The organism is Streptomyces sp. NPDC031497, from assembly GCF_055580905.1.
In genome coordinates, this window is the sequence record NZ_JBVIKO010000006.1 from 183,164 (window position 1) to 198,309 (window position 15,146).

The 15,146-nt window shown below is 70.8% G+C and carries 16 protein-coding genes; 9 read left to right on the plus strand and 7 right to left on the minus strand.

Going from position 1 to position 15,146, the window contains the following annotated elements; genetic code table 11:
• Positions 1–175 precede the first annotated feature (175 nt).
• The 5 genes from ACZ5K7_RS14655 to ACZ5K7_RS14675 all read left to right on the plus strand — a co-directional run bounded on the left by ACZ5K7_RS14655 (position 176) and on the right by ACZ5K7_RS14675 (position 6,020).
• A complete protein-coding gene (locus tag ACZ5K7_RS14655; RefSeq protein ID WP_351694500.1) occupies positions 176–1,891 on the plus strand; it encodes an ABC transporter ATP-binding protein in 1,716 nt (571 codons plus the stop codon).
• The gene (locus tag ACZ5K7_RS14660; protein ID WP_468913464.1) at positions 1,888–3,009 is read left to right on the plus strand and encodes an ABC transporter permease; all 1,122 of its coding nucleotides are present in this window, start codon (positions 1,888–1,890) and stop codon (positions 3,007–3,009) included. The genes ACZ5K7_RS14655 and ACZ5K7_RS14660 overlap by 4 nt, the downstream gene beginning before the upstream one ends.
• Positions 3,009–4,271: an ABC transporter permease gene (locus tag ACZ5K7_RS14665; RefSeq protein WP_351693159.1), complete on the plus strand. Its 1,263-nt coding sequence runs from the start codon at positions 3,009–3,011 to the stop codon at positions 4,269–4,271. Before ACZ5K7_RS14660 ends, ACZ5K7_RS14665 begins: the two co-directional genes overlap by 1 nt.
• Positions 4,268–4,672, plus strand: coding sequence for a cytidine deaminase (locus tag ACZ5K7_RS14670; protein ID WP_351748709.1), 405 nt, complete (start codon positions 4,268–4,270; stop codon positions 4,670–4,672). Before ACZ5K7_RS14665 ends, ACZ5K7_RS14670 begins: the two co-directional genes overlap by 4 nt.
• Before the next feature lie 64 nt (positions 4,673–4,736).
• On the plus strand, positions 4,737–6,020 hold the full coding sequence (locus tag ACZ5K7_RS14675) for a thymidine phosphorylase (protein ID WP_351693153.1): 1,284 nt from the start codon (positions 4,737–4,739) through the stop codon (positions 6,018–6,020).
• Positions 6,021–6,027: 7 nt separating this feature from the next.
• On the opposite strand, the gene ACZ5K7_RS14680 is transcribed toward ACZ5K7_RS14675, so the two are convergent.
• Positions 6,028–6,948 carry an AEC family transporter gene (locus ACZ5K7_RS14680; RefSeq protein WP_468913470.1) on the minus strand — a complete coding sequence of 307 codons (921 nt, stop codon included), beginning with the start codon at positions 6,946–6,948 and terminating at the stop codon, positions 6,028–6,030.
• Positions 6,949–7,145: 197 nt separating this feature from the next.
• Between ACZ5K7_RS14680 and ACZ5K7_RS14685 the strand changes: the two genes are divergently transcribed.
• Positions 7,146–7,490, plus strand: a complete 345-nt coding sequence (locus ACZ5K7_RS14685) for an STAS domain-containing protein (protein ID WP_468913471.1) — start codon at positions 7,146–7,148, stop codon at positions 7,488–7,490.
• Here the strand turns inward: ACZ5K7_RS14685 and ACZ5K7_RS14690 are convergent.
• The 3 genes from ACZ5K7_RS14690 to ACZ5K7_RS14700 form a co-directional block, all read right to left on the minus strand.
• A complete protein-coding gene (locus tag ACZ5K7_RS14690) occupies positions 7,374–8,387 on the minus strand; it encodes a sigma-70 family RNA polymerase sigma factor (RefSeq protein WP_468913474.1) in 1,014 nt (337 codons plus the stop codon). The two genes, ACZ5K7_RS14685 and ACZ5K7_RS14690, sit on opposite strands and share 117 nt — an antisense overlap.
• Before the next feature lie 201 nt (positions 8,388–8,588).
• Positions 8,589–9,026 carry a cytidine/deoxycytidylate deaminase family protein gene (locus ACZ5K7_RS14695; RefSeq protein WP_468913477.1) on the minus strand — a complete coding sequence of 146 codons (438 nt, stop codon included), beginning with the start codon at positions 9,024–9,026 and terminating at the stop codon, positions 8,589–8,591.
• 21 nt (positions 9,027–9,047) lie between these two features.
• Entirely contained in the window at positions 9,048–10,325 is a 1,278-nt protein-coding gene (locus ACZ5K7_RS14700; protein ID WP_468913479.1) for an MFS transporter, read from the minus strand.
• Positions 10,326–10,387: 62 nt separating this feature from the next.
• Here ACZ5K7_RS14700 and ACZ5K7_RS14705 point away from each other — a divergent pair, with 62 nt between their 5' ends.
• On the plus strand, positions 10,388–11,341 hold the full coding sequence (locus ACZ5K7_RS14705) for a LysR family transcriptional regulator (RefSeq protein WP_351693136.1): 954 nt from the start codon (positions 10,388–10,390) through the stop codon (positions 11,339–11,341).
• A 101-nt stretch (positions 11,342–11,442) separates the two neighbouring features.
• On the opposite strand, the gene ACZ5K7_RS14710 is transcribed toward ACZ5K7_RS14705, so the two are convergent.
• Entirely contained in the window at positions 11,443–12,207 is a 765-nt protein-coding gene (locus ACZ5K7_RS14710) for a dienelactone hydrolase family protein (RefSeq protein ID WP_351693133.1), read from the minus strand.
• 124 nt (positions 12,208–12,331) lie between these two features.
• Here ACZ5K7_RS14710 and ACZ5K7_RS14715 point away from each other — a divergent pair, with 124 nt between their 5' ends.
• Positions 12,332–13,489, plus strand: coding sequence for an adenosine deaminase (locus ACZ5K7_RS14715; RefSeq protein ID WP_468913483.1), 1,158 nt, complete (start codon positions 12,332–12,334; stop codon positions 13,487–13,489).
• Positions 13,490–13,644: 155 nt separating this feature from the next.
• Positions 13,645–13,998 (plus strand): ATP-binding protein, encoded by a 354-nt coding sequence (locus tag ACZ5K7_RS14720; protein WP_468913484.1) that lies wholly within the window; start codon positions 13,645–13,647, stop codon positions 13,996–13,998.
• A gap of 82 nt (positions 13,999–14,080) precedes the next feature.
• Here ACZ5K7_RS14720 and ACZ5K7_RS14725 read toward each other — a convergent pair whose 3' ends face one another.
• Together ACZ5K7_RS14725 and ACZ5K7_RS14730 are read right to left on the minus strand one after the other, a co-directional pair.
• The gene (locus ACZ5K7_RS14725) at positions 14,081–14,278 is read right to left on the minus strand and encodes a PspC domain-containing protein (protein WP_351693125.1); all 198 of its coding nucleotides are present in this window, start codon (positions 14,276–14,278) and stop codon (positions 14,081–14,083) included.
• A gap of 126 nt (positions 14,279–14,404) precedes the next feature.
• Complete coding sequence (locus ACZ5K7_RS14730) at positions 14,405–14,956, minus strand: VanZ family protein (RefSeq protein WP_351693122.1); 552 nt, start codon at positions 14,954–14,956, stop codon at positions 14,405–14,407.
• Positions 14,957–15,146: the final 190 nt, after the last annotated feature.

Consider the following 15,146-nt stretch of genomic DNA (forward strand, 5'->3'; position numbering starts at 1 on the left):
CCCGCGCCCCTGCCGTAGCCCCGGATCCCGACGGGGTACGGCGGTGACGCACCCCGTTCGCGCGGCAGAATGCTCGGAACGGATCGAGAGTCAAAAGAGCTCGGTCAGGTCCGGGCACTATTTAAAACAGGGGCGCTACGCGCGTAGATGGCCCCTTTCCCGAGGAGAGTGCGCCATCGACGCGTCCAGCAGCCCTCCGCTCACCGCAGAGACGACAGCCGCGGTCGAGCTGGCGGGGATCACCAAGCGATTCCCGGGTGTCGTAGCCAACCACGACATCCACCTGTCGGTCCGCAAGGGCACCGTCCATGCCCTCGTCGGTGAGAACGGCGCCGGCAAGTCGACCCTGATGAAGATCCTCTACGGCATGCAGAAGCCGGACGAGGGCACCATCGCGATCGACGGCGAGCAGGTCACCTTCTCGTCCCCGGCCGACGCCATCGCGCGCGGCATCGGCATGGTCCACCAGCACTTCATGCTGGCCGACAACCTGACCGTCCTCGAGAACGTGGTGCTCGGCAGCGAGAAGCTGTACGGCATCGGCGGCAACGCCCGCAAGAAGATCCGCGAGATCTCCGACCGGTACGGCCTCGGCATCCGCCCGGACGCCCTGGTCGAGGACCTCGGCGTCGCCGACCGGCAGCGCGTGGAGATCCTCAAGGTCCTCTACCGCGGCGCCAAGACCCTGATCCTCGACGAGCCCACCGCCGTCCTCGTCCCGCAGGAGGTCGACGCACTCTTCGACAACCTGCGGGAGCTGAAGTCCGAGGGCCTGTCGGTCATCTTCATCTCGCACAAGCTCGGCGAGGTGCTGTCGGTGGCCGACGACATCACCGTCATCCGCCGCGGTACGACCGTCGGGACCGCGGTCCCCTCCGAGACCACCCCGCGCCAGCTCGCCGAGCTGATGGTCGGCAGCGAGCTGCCCACCCCGGAGACCGCCGAGTCCACGGTCACCGACAAGCCGGTCATCACCGTCCGCAACCTCACTGTCTACGCCAGTGGCGGCGCCTCCCTCGGCGAGCTCGGCGCGCAGCCCGAGACCGCGACCCCCGGCTCGGCCGGTGCCACGGCCGGCGCCGACGTCCTCACCGAGGCCACCACCCCCGGCGCGGCCAAGCGGGTCCTCGACGACGTCACGTTCACCATCCACGCCGGCGAGGTCATGGGCATCGCCGGTGTCGAGGGCAACGGCCAGACCGAGCTGATCGACGCGCTGATCGGCACCCGCAACGCCGACTCCGGCACCGTGGAGTTCCTCGGCGAGGACGTCACCCCCTGGGCGACCCGCAAGCGCCGCGAGTCCGGTATCGGCTACATCCCCGAGGACCGGCACCGCCAGGGCCTGCTCCTGGAGTCGCCGCTCTGGGAGAACCGCATCCTCGGCCATGTCACCGAGAAGCCCAACGCGAAGGGCTTCTGGCTGGACATCAAGGGCGCCCAGGCCGACACCCGCCGGATCGTCGAGGAGTACGACGTCCGCACCCCCGGCATCGACGTCACCGCCGCCTCCCTGTCCGGCGGCAACCAGCAGAAGCTGATCGTCGGCCGCGAGATGAGCCACAGCCCGAAGTTCCTGATCGCCGCCCACCCCACCCGCGGTGTGGACGTCGGCGCCCAGGCGCAGATCTGGGACCGCATCCGGGAGGCCCGCCGGGAGGGCCTGGCCGTGCTGCTGATCTCCGCCGACCTCGACGAGCTGATCGGCCTGTCGGACACGCTGCGAGTGATCTTCGACGGAAAGCTGGTCGCGGACGCTGACCCGGCCACCATCACCCCGGAGGAGCTGGGCTCCGCCATGACGGGTGCCGCGTCCGGCCACCTGGAACACGTAGACACCGCCCCAGAAGCACACGATGGCGCCGCTGGTCCGGAGGACGAGGCCCGATGAAGAAGTTCGACAAGGAGCGGGTGCTCCTCGCGCTGGCCGGCCCGGTCATCGCGCTCGTCCTGGCGATCGCACTGACGTCGATCGTGCTGCTCGCCTCGGACCGCAACCCGTTCGAGCCGTACTCCCTGATGCTCCAGCAGCTGCCGTACTCGGACATCCAGGTGCTGATCATCAACCAGGCGGCGATGTACTACATCGCGGCCATCGCGGTCGCTCTCGGCTTCCGGATGAACCTGTTCAACATCGGCGTCGACGGCCAGTACCGCCTCGCCGCCGTGATGACGGCCGTGGTCGGCGCCAACATCGGCCTGCCCGCCTTCCTGCAGATCCCGATGCTGCTCCTGGTCGCCATGTTCACCGGCGCCTTCTGGGCCGGCATCGCGGGCGTCCTCAAGGTCACCCGAGGGGTGAGCGAGGTCGTCTCCACGATCATGCTGAACGCCATCGCCACCAGCGTCATCGGCTATGTCACCCTCGCCAACATCTGGGGTGTCCAGGTCGGCAACAACATGACGACCGGCGACATGAAGAAGTCCGGCTGGTTCCCGGGCATCAACCTGGGCTCGGACGTCGGCGAGATCTACGGCATGGTGTTCGTCGCCATCGCCCTCGGCATCGCCTACTGGGTGGTCCTCAACCGCACCCGCTTCGGCTTCGACCTGCGCGCCACCGGTGCCTCCGAGTCCGCCGCGGCCGCCTCCGGCGTCGACGCCAAGCGCATGGTCCTCATCTCCATGCTGATCTCCGGCGCGGTCTCCGGTCTCGCGGGCCTCCCGCTGCTGCTCGGCGACACCCACACCTACAGCCTGAGCTTCCCGGCCGGCCTCGGCTTCACCGCCATCGGCATCGCCCTGCTCGGCCGCAACAACCCCGGCGGCATCGCCTTCGCCGCCCTGCTCTGGGCCTTCCTCGACAAGGCCTCGCCCGCCCTCGACTACGCGACCCCGGTGGCGTACGAGAAGGAGATCGCCACGATCATGCAGGGCCTGATCGTCTTCTCCGTGGTCATCTCCTACGAAGCCGTACGCCAGTGGGGTCTGCGCCGCCAGCAGCGCCAGGTCGGCGCGGAGCTCGCCGCGGCCGCCGCCCAGAACACCAAGAAGGAGGTGGCGGCCTGATGTCCACCGCGACCATCGCAAAGCCGCAGGCGAAGCAGCCCGGCAAGGGCGGCCGCCGAATGTCGCTCCCGGTACTCCTGCTGGTCATCGCCGGCGTACTGATCCTGACCTCGGCCGTCCGCCTGATCACCGGCGCCGACGGCATCACCTCCACCGGCCAGATGTCCACCGCGCTGCGCCTGGCCGTGCCGATCGGCCTCGCGGGTCTCGGCGGTCTGTGGGCCGAGCGCGCGGGCGTCGTCAACATCGGCCTCGAGGGCATGATGATCCTCGGCACCTGGTTCGGCGCCTGGGCCGGCTACCAGTGGGGCCCCTGGGTCGGCGTGATCTTCGGCATCATCGGCGGCGCGCTCGGCGCCCTGCTGCACGCCATCGCGACCGTCACCTTCAACGTCAACCACATCGTCTCCGGTGTGGCCCTGAACATCCTCGCCCTGGGCGCCACCCGCTACCTCTCGAAGTTCACCTTCGAGGACGCCCCCGGCGGCTCCTCCAAGCAGTCCCCGCCGATCGACTCGCTCGGCACCTTCAGCGTGCCGGGCCTGTCCGACTGGCTGAACACGCTCAACGAGAAGCACTGGTTCTTCATCTCCGACATCGCGGGCCTGGTCGGCGGTCTGCTCACCGACCTCTCCCCGCTGACGGTCGTCGCCGTCGCCCTCGTCCCGATCACCTGGTGGGTGCTGTGGCGCACGCCCTTCGGCCTGCGCCTGCGCTCCTGCGGTGAGAACCCGGTCGCGGCCGAGTCCCTCGGCGTCAACGTCTACAAGTACAAGTACATCGCGGTGATCATCAGCGGTGGCTTCGCCGGCCTCGGCGGCGCGTTCCTCTCGATCGTCGCCTCCAACGTCTACCTGGACGGCCAGACGGCCGGCCGCGGTTACATCGGTCTCGCCGCGATGATCTTCGGCAACTGGATGCCGGGCGGCCTCGCCCTCGGCGCTGGCCTGTTCGGCTACACCGACAGCCTCAACCTGCGCGGCGGCACGGTCAACGTGCACGCGCTGATCCTGCTGCTCGCGATCCTGCTGGTCTTCGGCGCGGTCTACCTGGCCTGGCGCAAGAAGTACGTCCCGGCCGTCATCACGATCGTCATCTCGGTCCTGATGTTCATCTGGTACGCCTCCACCAACGAGGTCCCGCGGCAGCTCGTGACCGCGACCCCGTACCTCGTCACCCTGCTGGTGCTCTCGCTGTCCGCGCAGTCCCTGCGGATGCCGAAGGCGGACGGCCTGCCGTACCGGAAGGGACAGGGCAAGTGACGGCCGCGGCCGCCGGATTCGACTGGGAGACCCTGCGCGCGGAGGCCCGCGAGGCCATGTCCCACGCGTACGCCCCCTACTCCGGCTTCCCGGTCGGGGTCGCGGCCCTGGTCGACGACGGCCGCACGGTCACCGGCTGCAACGTGGAGAACGCGTCGTACGGCCTGGGCCTGTGCGCCGAGTGCGGACTCGTCTCCCAGCTCCAGCGCACGGGCGGTGGCCGGCTGACCCACTTCACCTGCGTGGACGGCACGGGCGGCCTGCTCGTCCCGTGCGGCCGCTGCCGCCAGCTGCTCTACGAGTTCGGCGGCCCGGACCTCCTCCTGGACACCCCGGAGGGCGTCCTGCCCCTCTCCGAGATGCTGCCCCAGGCCTTCGGCCCGGCCCATCTCACCAAGTAACTCCCGTACGGCCCCTCCTCGCCGGGAGGGGCCGTACGCTTCGCAATGCTTCGAAGGGAACGTCATGGCCATGGACGCCATCTCCGTCATCCGCACCAAGCGGGACCGCGGTGAGCTCAGTGACGAGCAGATCGACTGGGTCATCGACGCGTACACCCGCGGCGAGGTCGCCGACGAGCAGATGTCGTCGCTCGCGATGGCCATCCTCCTCAACGGCATGAACCGCCGCGAGATCGCCCGCTGGACGGCGGCGATGATCGCCTCCGGCGAGCGCATGGAGTTCTCGGCGCTGTCCCGCCCGACCGCCGACAAGCACTCCACGGGCGGTGTCGGCGACAAGATCACCCTCCCGCTGGCCCCCCTGGTCGCGGCCTGCGGCGCGGCCGTCCCCCAGCTCTCCGGCCGGGGCCTCGGCCACACCGGTGGCACCCTGGACAAGCTGGAGTCGATCCCCGGCTGGCGCGCCCTGCTCTCCAACGAGGAGATGCTGTCGGTGCTGGACGGCACCGGCGCGGTGATCTGCGCGGCGGGCGACGGTCTGGCCCCCGCGGACAAGAAGCTGTACGCGCTGCGCGACGTGACCGGCACGGTCGAGGCGATCCCGCTGATCGCCTCCTCCATCATGTCGAAGAAGATCGCCGAGGGCACCGGTTCCCTGGTCCTGGACGTGAAGGTCGGCACCGGCGCCTTCATGAAGACGCTCGCCGACGCCCGTGAGCTGGCCTCGACCATGGTCGGCCTCGGCACCGACCACGGCGTGAAGACGGTCGCGCTCCTCACCGACATGTCCACCCCCCTCGGCCTCACGGCCGGCAACGCCCTGGAGGTCCGCGAGTCGGTCGAGGTCCTGGCCGGCGGCGGCCCCTCCGATGTCGTCGAACTGACCCTCGCCCTGGCCCGCGAGATGCTCGACGCGGCCGGCCTGAAGGACGCCGACCCGGCGAAGGCGCTGGCCGACGGTTCGGCGATGGACGTCTGGCGCCGGATGATCGCGGCCCAGGGCGGCGACCCGGACGCGGTGCTCCCGGTGGCGAAGGAACAGCACGTGATCAAGGCGCCGTCGTCCGGTGTCCTGACCCGCCTGGACGCCTACGGCATCGGCGTCGCCGCCTGGCGCCTGGGCGCGGGCCGCGCCCGCAAGGAGGACCCGGTGCAGGCGGGCGCGGGCGTCGAACTCCACGCCAAGCCCGGCGACACGGTCACGGCGGGCCAGCCCCTGCTGACCCTGCACACCGACACCCCGGACCGCTTCGAGTACGCACTCCAGTCGGTGGAGGGCTCGTACGACATCGCGGCGGCGGGCACCGAGTTCACGGCGTCCCCCGTCGTGCTGGAACGCATCGCCTGACGGTCCGTCACCCCAGCAGCGCCGCCACCACGACCAGTACCGGTACCGCCAGCACCGTGGACAGCAGGATCGAGTCCCGGGCCAGTTCCTCGCCCACGTGGTAGGTGCTGGCGTAGGTGTAGAGGTTCTGCGCGGCCGGGAGGGCCGAGGTCACCGTGACGTCCAGCAAGGGGGCGCCGTGGAGGTCGAAGACCGCTGACGCCAGGGCCCAGGCGATCAGCGGCTGGCCCACCGACTTCAGGGCCACCGAGAGGAACACCGGGTGGCGGTCGCGGCCCCGGCCGGGCGGGGTGCTGCCGTGCAGGGAGATGCCGAACGCGAGCAGCACCGCTGGGACCGACATGTTGCCGATCAGGGTCAAGGGGTCCATCACCGGGCCGGGGAGACGGATCCCGAGCGCCGACACCAGGACCCCGGTGAGGGAGCCGACGGCTATCGGGTTGCGGAGCGGGGCGAGGAGCCGGCGCCACCAGGGGCCCTTCTCGCCCATGCCCGACAGGTCCAGGATGGTCAGGGCGACCGGGGTCACGATGACCACCTGGAAGAGCAGGACCGGGGCCACCAGGGACGCGTCGCCCAGCACGTACACCGCGATTGGGATGCCCAGGTTGCCGGAGTTGACGTAGCTGGAGCACAGCGCACCGATGGTGGTGCGCCCCACGCCCCAGTGGCGCCCGGCACCCACCGCCACGAACACGCCCGCCGCCGCTGCCGTGCTCAGGGCCGTCACCAGGAGGCGGCTGGAGAAGATCACCGCCAGGTCGGCCTTCGCCAGCGTGGTGAAGAGCAGGGCGGGGGAGGCGACGTGGAAGGCCAGTTTGGTCAGGACCTCGCGGCCGTTGACCCCGAGGTGGCCGCCGCGGCCGAGGACGTATCCCACCCCGATGACGATCGCGATCACCGCGAAGCCGCTCAGCACCCCCTGCACGGGACCCCCTCGCGGGGGAGGAGACCGTCGGGTGGGCAGGGCTTGGCTGATCCGTGGGACATGCAGCTAACCCTCGGGGGGCGGTCAGGTGCAGGTCAACGTCGCGATCCCTGTGATCTGCGCGACGACCGTACGGAAGCCCGGCACCCTACCGATGAGTTGTCGAGCCGACGGCGGTCTACCGGTTCGTGGATGCCATGCCCCCCGCCGTGCTCGTACTGCCCGGCCCGGTCGCCGAGGACGCGGTGGCCGGGCTGTGTGCCGAGGTGCGGGCACTGCTGGCGGGCGGCGCGACCGGGATCGTCGTCTGCGATGTCGCCGGGATCGGGCCGCCCGGACTGGCGGCCGTCGATCTGCTGGCCCGGCTGGAGCTGACCGCCCGCCGGGCCGGTGGGCGGATACGGCTGCGGGACCCCGACCCCGCCCTACGCTCCCTCCTCCGCTTCCTCGGGCTTCGCCTCCAGGTGGAGGGGGAGGTCGAAGAGCGGGAACCAGCGCTTGGTGTCGAGGAAGAAGTGGAACCCGGTCAGCCGGCCGTCTGAGATCTCCAGGACCTGGACCGCCCAGGGGCTCCAGCCGCCGGTGTCCGGGTCGGGCTTGTACTGGGCGAACCCGGGCAGGCCGTTGACCTGGACCGGGAACAGCCGCGAGCCCTCGCAGGCCGAGCCGAAGGTGGTCATGAAGCCGGCGATGTCCTCGTGGCCGACGAGCCACAGGTCGAACGGCGGCATCGTCATGATGGCGTCCTCGTGGAGGAGCGCCGTCAGCGCCGTCATGTCGTAGCCCTCGAAGGCCGCGACATAGCGCTCCAGGAGCTTCTGCTGTTCCTCGTCGAGCGGGTCGGAGACGTCGGCGGCGGCGCCCGACTGCTGCTGCTCGGCCAGGGTGGCCCGGGCCCGCTGCAGGGCGCTGTTGACCGAGGCGACGGTGGTGCCGAGCAGTTCGGCCACCTCGTTGGCCTTCCAGGCCAGCACCTCGCGCAGGATCAGCACCGCCCGCTGCTTGGGCGGCAGCTGCTGCAGCGCGGCCATGAAGGCCAGACGGACGGACTCCTTGGCCACGGCCGCCTCCGCCGGGTCCTCCACGGTGGGCAGCACCCGCGCGTCCGGCACCGGCTCCAGCCAGGTGTTGTCGGGCCGGGGCGACAGCGCCGCCCGGGCGAGCGGGGTCGACTCGGAGAGGTCCATCGGACGGGCCCGCTTGTTGCCCGCGGACAGCATGTCCAGGCAGACGTTGGTCGCGATCCGGTACAGCCACGACCGCAGACTGGAGCGGCCCTCGAACTTGTCGTAGCTCCGCCAGGCCCGCACCAGGGTGTCCTGGACGGCGTCCTCGGCCTCGAACGACGAGCCGAGCATCCGGTAGCAGTACCCGGTCAGCTCGGTCCGGTACTTCTCCAGTGCGACGTCCAGCTCCGCCGTCGCCGTGCTGTTGCTCATTTCCGTCCACCCACCCCTGTGGCCGTTCCTGTCCGCGCGCCGTTGCGCTCCAGCACTTGGAAGCTACCGCAGGGGACTGACAATGGCCCCCGGAGTGCGGAAAAGACCAGGTCAGACCAGTCGCTTCACGGACATGAGCAGATGCTGGGAGCCCGGCGACCACTGACAACGGGGTCCGAACAGGGGACCGGAGGTGGGGCGTCAGCTCGTGCCGGGTGGTGCGCTCTCCTCGGCGTCGACCTGGTGGTCCGCCCAGACGTAGCTTTCGGGAAGCAGGTCGGTGACGGGCACCGTCCGGAGGCCGTCGGGTGTCCCGACGATGACCTTAAGGGCTGGGAAGTAGTCAAGAAGGACCTGGCGGCAGCGGCCGCAGGGGGGCACGACGCCTCGGTCGCGGTCACCCACGGCGACGATGGTGTCCAGGTCATAGGCGCCCTGGGCGGCAGCGGTGCCGATCAGGACCAGCTCCGCGCAGGGGCCTCCGGTGAAGTGATAGGCGTTCACCGCGGTGACGATCCGGCCGTCCCGGGCGCGGGCCGCAGCCGCCATGGTGTGGTTGTCGCCCCGGCAGCGGGTGGCCGCGACGTGCGCCGCCGCCCGGATCAGCTCGTGGTCGACACGGTCGGTCTGTGTGGTCATCATCCTGCTTTTCGCGCGGTGTCAGTGAGCGGTGGCCATGACCTGCCGTCGAGCCGCCACCGAGCCCAGCACCGTGATGGCCACCACGCCCGCGATCGCCAGCAGGGCCACCCCCACCGTTCCCGACCAGCCGCTCGCGTGGAAGGCCAGCGCGCCCACCGTACTGCCCGCGCTGGAGCCGATGTAGTACGCGGACTGGTAGATGGCGGAGGCCTGGGCCCGGCCGTGGGTGGCCGTCTTGCTGACCGCCGAGGAGGCCACCGCGTGGCCCGCGAAGAAGCCCGCGGTGATCAGGACGAGGCCCAGCAGGACCAGGGGGAGCGAGTCGGCCAGGGAGAGGATGAGGCCGGCGGCCGTGGTGCCGCCGCCCAGGTAGAGGGCGCCCCGGCGGCCGAGCCGGCCGACCAGACGGCCCGCCGTCGACGCGGAGACCGTGCCCACCAGGTAGACCAGGAAGATCGAGCCGATGATGCCCTGCGGGAGCGAGAACGGTGCCTCGGTCAGGCGGTAGCCGATCACCGTGTACACGCCGCCGAAGACGGTCATGAACAGCGCGCCGATCGCGTACAGGCGGCGCAGCAGCGGGTTGGCCAGATGGTCGCGGACCGTGCCGAGCAGCCGGCGCGGGTGCAGCGAGCCCGCCCTGAAGTGCCGCGGGGCCGGGAGGAGCAGCCGGAAGGCCACCGCGCAGCCGACCGCGATCACGCCGATGACACCCACCGCGATCCGCCAGCCCCACTCCTGCGCGACCCAGCCGGTGATGACCCGGCCGCTCATCCCGCCGACACTGTTGCCCGCGACGAACAGGCCTATCGCCGTGACCAGTGCCCTCGGGCGGACCTCCTCGGCCAGGTAGGCCTGCGCCGAGGCCGGCAGCCCGGCCAGCGCGGCGCCCTGGATGCCGCGCAGCACCACCAGCACGCCCAGCGACGGCGCGAAGGGGACCAGCAGACCCACGGTCACCGCCACCGCCAGCGACGCGGTCATGACCGTACGACGCCCGAAACGCTCGGACAGGGCGCTCATCGGGATGACGAACAGCGCCAGACCGCCGGTCGCCGCCGCCACCGTCCAGCTCGCGTCGCTCGCGCTCACCCCGAAGCCGTCCGAGATCAGCGGCAGCAGCGCCTGCGTGGAGTAGAGGAGGGCGAAGGTCGCGACACCGGCGAGGAAGAGGGCGAAGCTCATCCGGCGGTAGCCGGGGCCGCCCGGGGCCATACGGGAGTCGGAGGTGTCGGAGACGGGGGCGGTCGCTGCGGCGTCCATGGCGGTGGACGCCCCGGTACTGGCGGGAGACATACCTCGAACGTACGGACCCCTTTTTGATCCGTCCAATGCATGGAATCGCCATAATCGTTCCCATGGAGCATCAGCAGAGGTCAGCGAAGCGCCTGTCACCGGACAGTGACACAGAAGACATGACGATGTTGCTGGCTCCACGCCTCGCGTACTTCGCCGGCGTGGCCCGCACGGAGCATGTCACCGGGGCCGCGCAGGAGCTCGGCGTCCCGCAGTCCACCCTCTCGCGTGCGATGGCCCGCCTGGAGCAGGACCTCGGCGTCGGCCTCTTCACCCGGCACGGCCGCACGGTCTCCCTCACCCCCGCCGGCCGCACCTTCCTCACCTCGGTCGAACGCGCCCTCGCCGAGGTCCAGCGCGCCGCCGACGAGGTACGCGGCGACGCCGACCCCACCACCGGCAAGGTCGCCTTCGGCTTCCTGCACACGATGGGCGCGGAGACGGTCCCCGGCCTCCTCCAGGCCTTCCGCGTCGACCATCCCCGGGTCCGCTTCAGCCTCGTCCAGAACTACGGCGAGGCGATGATCGAGAAGCTCCGGGCGGGTGAGCTGGACCTGTGCCTCACCTCCCCGGTGCCGGACGCCCCCGACCTGGTCGCCCGGCGCCTGGACGAACAGAAGCTGCGTTTGGTGGTTCCCGCGGACCACCCCCTGGCCGCCCGTAAGCGCATCCGCCTCGCCGAAGCGGCCGACGAGACGTTCGTGACCCTGGAACCGGGCTACGGCCTGCGCCGCATCACCGACGACCTGTGCAAGGAGGCCGGCTTCCGCCCGCGGATCGCCTTCGAGGGGGAGGAGGCGGAGACCTTGAGGGGTTTGGTGGCGGCCGGGCTGGGGGTTGCGTTGCTCCCCCCACCCGCGTTTCCCCGCCCGGGAGTCGTGGAACTGACGGTCACGGCGCCGAGGGCGGCGAGGGAGATCGGCGTGGCATGGCTCCAGGGCCATCCGGACACGCCCCCGGTGACGGCCTTCAAGCGCTTCCTGCTGTCGAGAAGGGGCAACCTGCTCCCCACCTAGGGCACAGCGCGCCCCTTCAGGGGCGCGGGGCTGCATCCGATATGCGGCTACCGCCGCGTGGGCGCGAGCAGACACCCACGACCCGCACTCCCAACCGGACATCAGCCCTTACGAAGCGACCGCCCGAAGCCCGCCGCAAGCGGCATCCGCAACCCGATAGGCGGCGGCGCAGCCAGCGCATCCTCCACCGGCCGGGAAACCGCGTACCCGAACAACGCCCCCATGACGAAGTCCGAAGCGAGAGCGAGGACTTCGTCCCGGTGCTGATGCAGCCCGTGCCCGTCCGAGTGCACCTCGAACCGGCACACCTCCCGGTTCGCCTTCTTCGCCCGCGCCGCCAGCCGGAACGACTGCTCCGGATCGGTCCGTTCGTCGTTCGTGCCGTGCACGATCAGCACCCGGCGCCCCACCAGCTGCCGTACCGGTTCCTCGGGCGCCGCCTCGTCCGCCTCCGGCAGCCAGGGGGCGATGGAGACGACGGAGTTGACGGCCTCGTGGCCGCCCGCGCGCAGCGCGGCCCGGCCGCCCATGCCCAGACCCAGCAGGCACACCGGGACATCTCCGTACCGCCGTACCACCTCGTCGGCCGCCCAGTTCGCGTCCCCCGCGAGATGCGCCTCGTCGCCGTTCCAGCCGCGATAGCGGTAGTGGACGATGTGCGCGGCCAGCCCCTCGTCCCGGCCGTCCCGGGCGAGCCGGCGCCCGAGTGCGCGGACGAAGGGGGTCGCCCATACGAGGGACGGCTTGCGGGCGGAGACCTCCTCACCGCCCGGGAGCAGCAGGACCGCTCCGCTCACCGTCGTCGGCTCCTGGCCGACTGCCCTGCCCAGCCTGGCCGTTCGGACCGGCGTCGATTGCTGTGCCATGACAGAACAGTGTCAGAAGAAGCGATGTACGCGACCCGTCCGTGCGGTCACCGTTGCGTATCGACGGGAAACGGAATGCGCCGAGTACCGAGCGATCTACGCGCGTAGGAGTTACAGTGCGGAAATGACGAGCCAGAGCATCGCGAACACCCCGACGCCGGAGCAGATCCGCCGGGCACCGAAGGTTCTGCTGCACGACCATCTGGACGGCGGTCTGCGCCCCGGTACCGTCGCCGACCTCGCCCGGGAGACCGGGTACGCAGGGCTTCCCGAGTCCGATCCGGGCAAGCTCGGTGTCTGGTTCCGGGAGGCCGCCGACTCCGGTTCGCTGGAGCGGTACCTGGAGACCTTCTCGCACACCGTCGGGGTCATGCAGACCCGGGACGCCCTGGTGCGGGTCGCGCGCGAGTGCGCGGAGGACCTCGCCGAGGACGGCGTCGTATACGCCGAGGTGCGGTATGCGCCCGAGCAGCACCTCGAGAGGGGCCTGTCCCTCGAAGAGGTCGTCGAGGCCGTCAACGAGGGCTTCCGGCAGGGCGAGGCGCTCGCCAGGGAGGGCGGCCGGCGGATCCGGGTCGGCGCCCTGCTCACCGCCATGCGGCACGCGGCCCGCTCCCTGGAGATCGCCGAGCTGGCCAACCGCTACCGGGACCTGGGCGTCGTCGGCTTCGACATCGCCGGCGCCGAGGCCGGCTACCCGCCCACCCGGCACCTCGACGCCTTCGAGTACCTCAAGCGCGAGAACAACCACTTCACCATCCACGCCGGCGAGGCCTTCGGACTGCCGTCGATCTGGCAGGCCCTCCAGTGGTGCGGCGCCGACCGGCTCGGGCACGGCGTGCGGATCATCGACGACATCCAGGTCCACGAGGACGGCACGGTCAAGCTCGGCCGCCTCGCCTCCTATGTCCGTGACAAGCGGATCCCGCTGGAGCTGTGCCCCAGCTCCAACCTCCAGACCGGGGCCGCCGACTCCTACGCCGAGCACCCGATCGGGCTGCTGCGCCGGCTGCACTTCCGGGCCACCGTGAACACGGACAACCGGCTGATGTCCGGGACCAGCATGAGCCGGGAATTCGAGCATCTCGTCGAGGCGTTCGGTTACACGCTCGATGATCTGCAGTGGTTCTCCGTCAATGCGATGAAATCAGCGTTCATTCCTTTCGATGAACGACTCGCCATGATCAATGACGTCGTCAAGCCGGGCTATGCGGAGCTGAAATCCGAATGGCTGTTCCAGCAGACCGCCTCCACCAGCGGTTCTGTCGATCCGCAGGGTTGATCGAGTGACCTGACGGGGTTCGGAAAGCGGACGGGATCCGGCCGGCCGTCCGCATTTCGGTGTTTGCGGTGGGTGGTCCGGCATGTTTACGGTCGTGGACCGCTCAGCGCGTTTTTAAAAATCCCCGTCACCGTATTCCAAGGACGCAATCAACGATGAAGCAGTCTGCTGCCAAGACCCTCGGTGTCGCCGCTCTCGGTGCCGCCTTCGCCGCCGTCGGCGCGGGCGCGGCCAACGCGGCCCCGGCCGTCCCGGACTCCTCGCAGGCCCTGGACACCGTCACCAAGACGCTGCCGGCCGAGAACGTCTCCAAGGCCCTGCCGGGGGCCGGTGAGGCCCTGGCGCAGGGGCGGACCGCCCTCGCCGCCGGTCTTGCCACCGCCCAGCCGGCCGCCGAGCAGCTTCTCGCCGGTGGCCCGACCAAGCCCGTCGCCGGCCTCCTCGGCGGCCTGCCGGTCCAGGGCATGCCCACCCACGGCCTGCCGGTGAACGGGATTCCGCTCGGCTGACCTCTCCCCGGCCGATCGGCAACGCCGTTGGGGCGCACCGGATTCCTCCGGCGCGCCCCAACGGCGGTGTCGTGCCCGGGTGTTACCAGGCGGTGGCCTTCTCCTCCGAGGGGAGGAGGATCCACAGCGCGATGTAGAGCAGGAACTGCGGACCCGGCAGCAGGCAGGACAGCAGGAAGATCACCCGCATCGTCGTCGCGGAGGTGCCGAAGCGCCGGGCCAGCGCGGCGCACACTCCGCCGATCATGCGGCCATGGGTGGGGCGGGCGAGCCTGGACATCCGCGTCTCCTTTGTGAGTGTCCGGTGCTGTGGGTGCCGGCCGCTGTGAGCGTCCGGTCGAGGCGGCCCGTGCGGCCCCTCATCTGCCCTCAACGGTACGGAGACGAACCGGGTCGAAGCGTCGCTCTACGGGGCGATCCCGACCCTGGGAATCGTCGGGGTGCGACCCTGAGCCACGTCCTCCTGGAGAAGGGCCGCGGGCCTCCGCCGCGCACGCCGCCTGCGGAGCCGGGAGCGGGCCGCCGGGACCACCGCCAGATGCGCGACGATCACGCCGACCGTGTTGAGGACGATCGAGTCGACGTCCACCACCCGTCCCGGCACCCCGGTCTGCAACAGGGCTATGCCGAGCGAGATCAGGGCGCCCGCGGCGGCGGTACGGATCAGGGAGGCGAGCGGGGAGACGCGGAGCCGGCCGTGCACCATCGGGAGCAGCACGCCCAGCGGGGCGAGCAGCGCCAGGCCCTCACCGATCCGGTGGGCCGCCTCGCGCGGCCCCAGCGCCAGGTCGGCGCGGATACCGGCGAACGGGTGCAGGTTGGCGGGCATCACCCACGGCACGTCCAGCGGCCGCAGCATCAGCCAGGCGACGAACGCGAGATGTGCGACAAGGAGGACACCCCCTGTCACACGGACGCGGATCGCGGCGCTGCCGCCGATGGAGCCTTGACGCTGCACGCCCCCGTAGACGCGCCCGCGCACACGAACGGTTCCGGATACGGGTGTGAGGCCTCGAACACACGGTACGCAGAGCGCCCCGTCAGGGGCGCGGGGCCGTATCGACATGCGGCTGCGCCGCGTGGGCGCGACCAGCCCCCACCGACCCGCACCCGCCGCACGACCCTCCCCGGCACCCCATCAGGCGCCC

Bases quoted from the DNA above. Each gene is read 5' to 3' on its own strand.
- ACZ5K7_RS14675 (WP_351693153.1), top strand. From the start codon at position 4,737: ATGGCCATGGACGCCATCTCCGTCATCCGCACCAAGCGGGACCGCGGT.
- ACZ5K7_RS14660 (WP_468913464.1), top strand. From the start codon at position 1,888: ATGAAGAAGTTCGACAAGGAGCGGGTGCTCCTCGCGCTGGCCGGCCCG.
- ACZ5K7_RS14685 (WP_468913471.1), top strand. From the start codon at position 7,146: ATGCCCCCCGCCGTGCTCGTACTGCCCGGCCCGGTCGCCGAGGACGCG.
- ACZ5K7_RS14705 (WP_351693136.1), top strand. From the start codon at position 10,388: ATGGAGCATCAGCAGAGGTCAGCGAAGCGCCTGTCACCGGACAGTGAC.
- ACZ5K7_RS14715 (WP_468913483.1), top strand. From the start codon at position 12,332: ATGACGAGCCAGAGCATCGCGAACACCCCGACGCCGGAGCAGATCCGC.
- ACZ5K7_RS14690 (WP_468913474.1), bottom strand. From the start codon at position 8,387: ATGAGCAACAGCACGGCGACGGCGGAGCTGGACGTCGCACTGGAGAAG.
- ACZ5K7_RS14725 (WP_351693125.1), bottom strand. From the start codon at position 14,278: ATGTCCAGGCTCGCCCGCCCCACCCATGGCCGCATGATCGGCGGAGTG.
- ACZ5K7_RS14720 (WP_468913484.1), top strand. From the start codon at position 13,645: ATGAAGCAGTCTGCTGCCAAGACCCTCGGTGTCGCCGCTCTCGGTGCC.
- ACZ5K7_RS14700 (WP_468913479.1), bottom strand. From the start codon at position 10,325: ATGTCTCCCGCCAGTACCGGGGCGTCCACCGCCATGGACGCCGCAGCG.
- ACZ5K7_RS14665 (WP_351693159.1), top strand. From the start codon at position 3,009: ATGTCCACCGCGACCATCGCAAAGCCGCAGGCGAAGCAGCCCGGCAAG.
- ACZ5K7_RS14695 (WP_468913477.1), bottom strand. From the start codon at position 9,026: ATGACCACACAGACCGACCGTGTCGACCACGAGCTGATCCGGGCGGCG.
- ACZ5K7_RS14710 (WP_351693133.1), bottom strand. From the start codon at position 12,207: ATGGCACAGCAATCGACGCCGGTCCGAACGGCCAGGCTGGGCAGGGCA.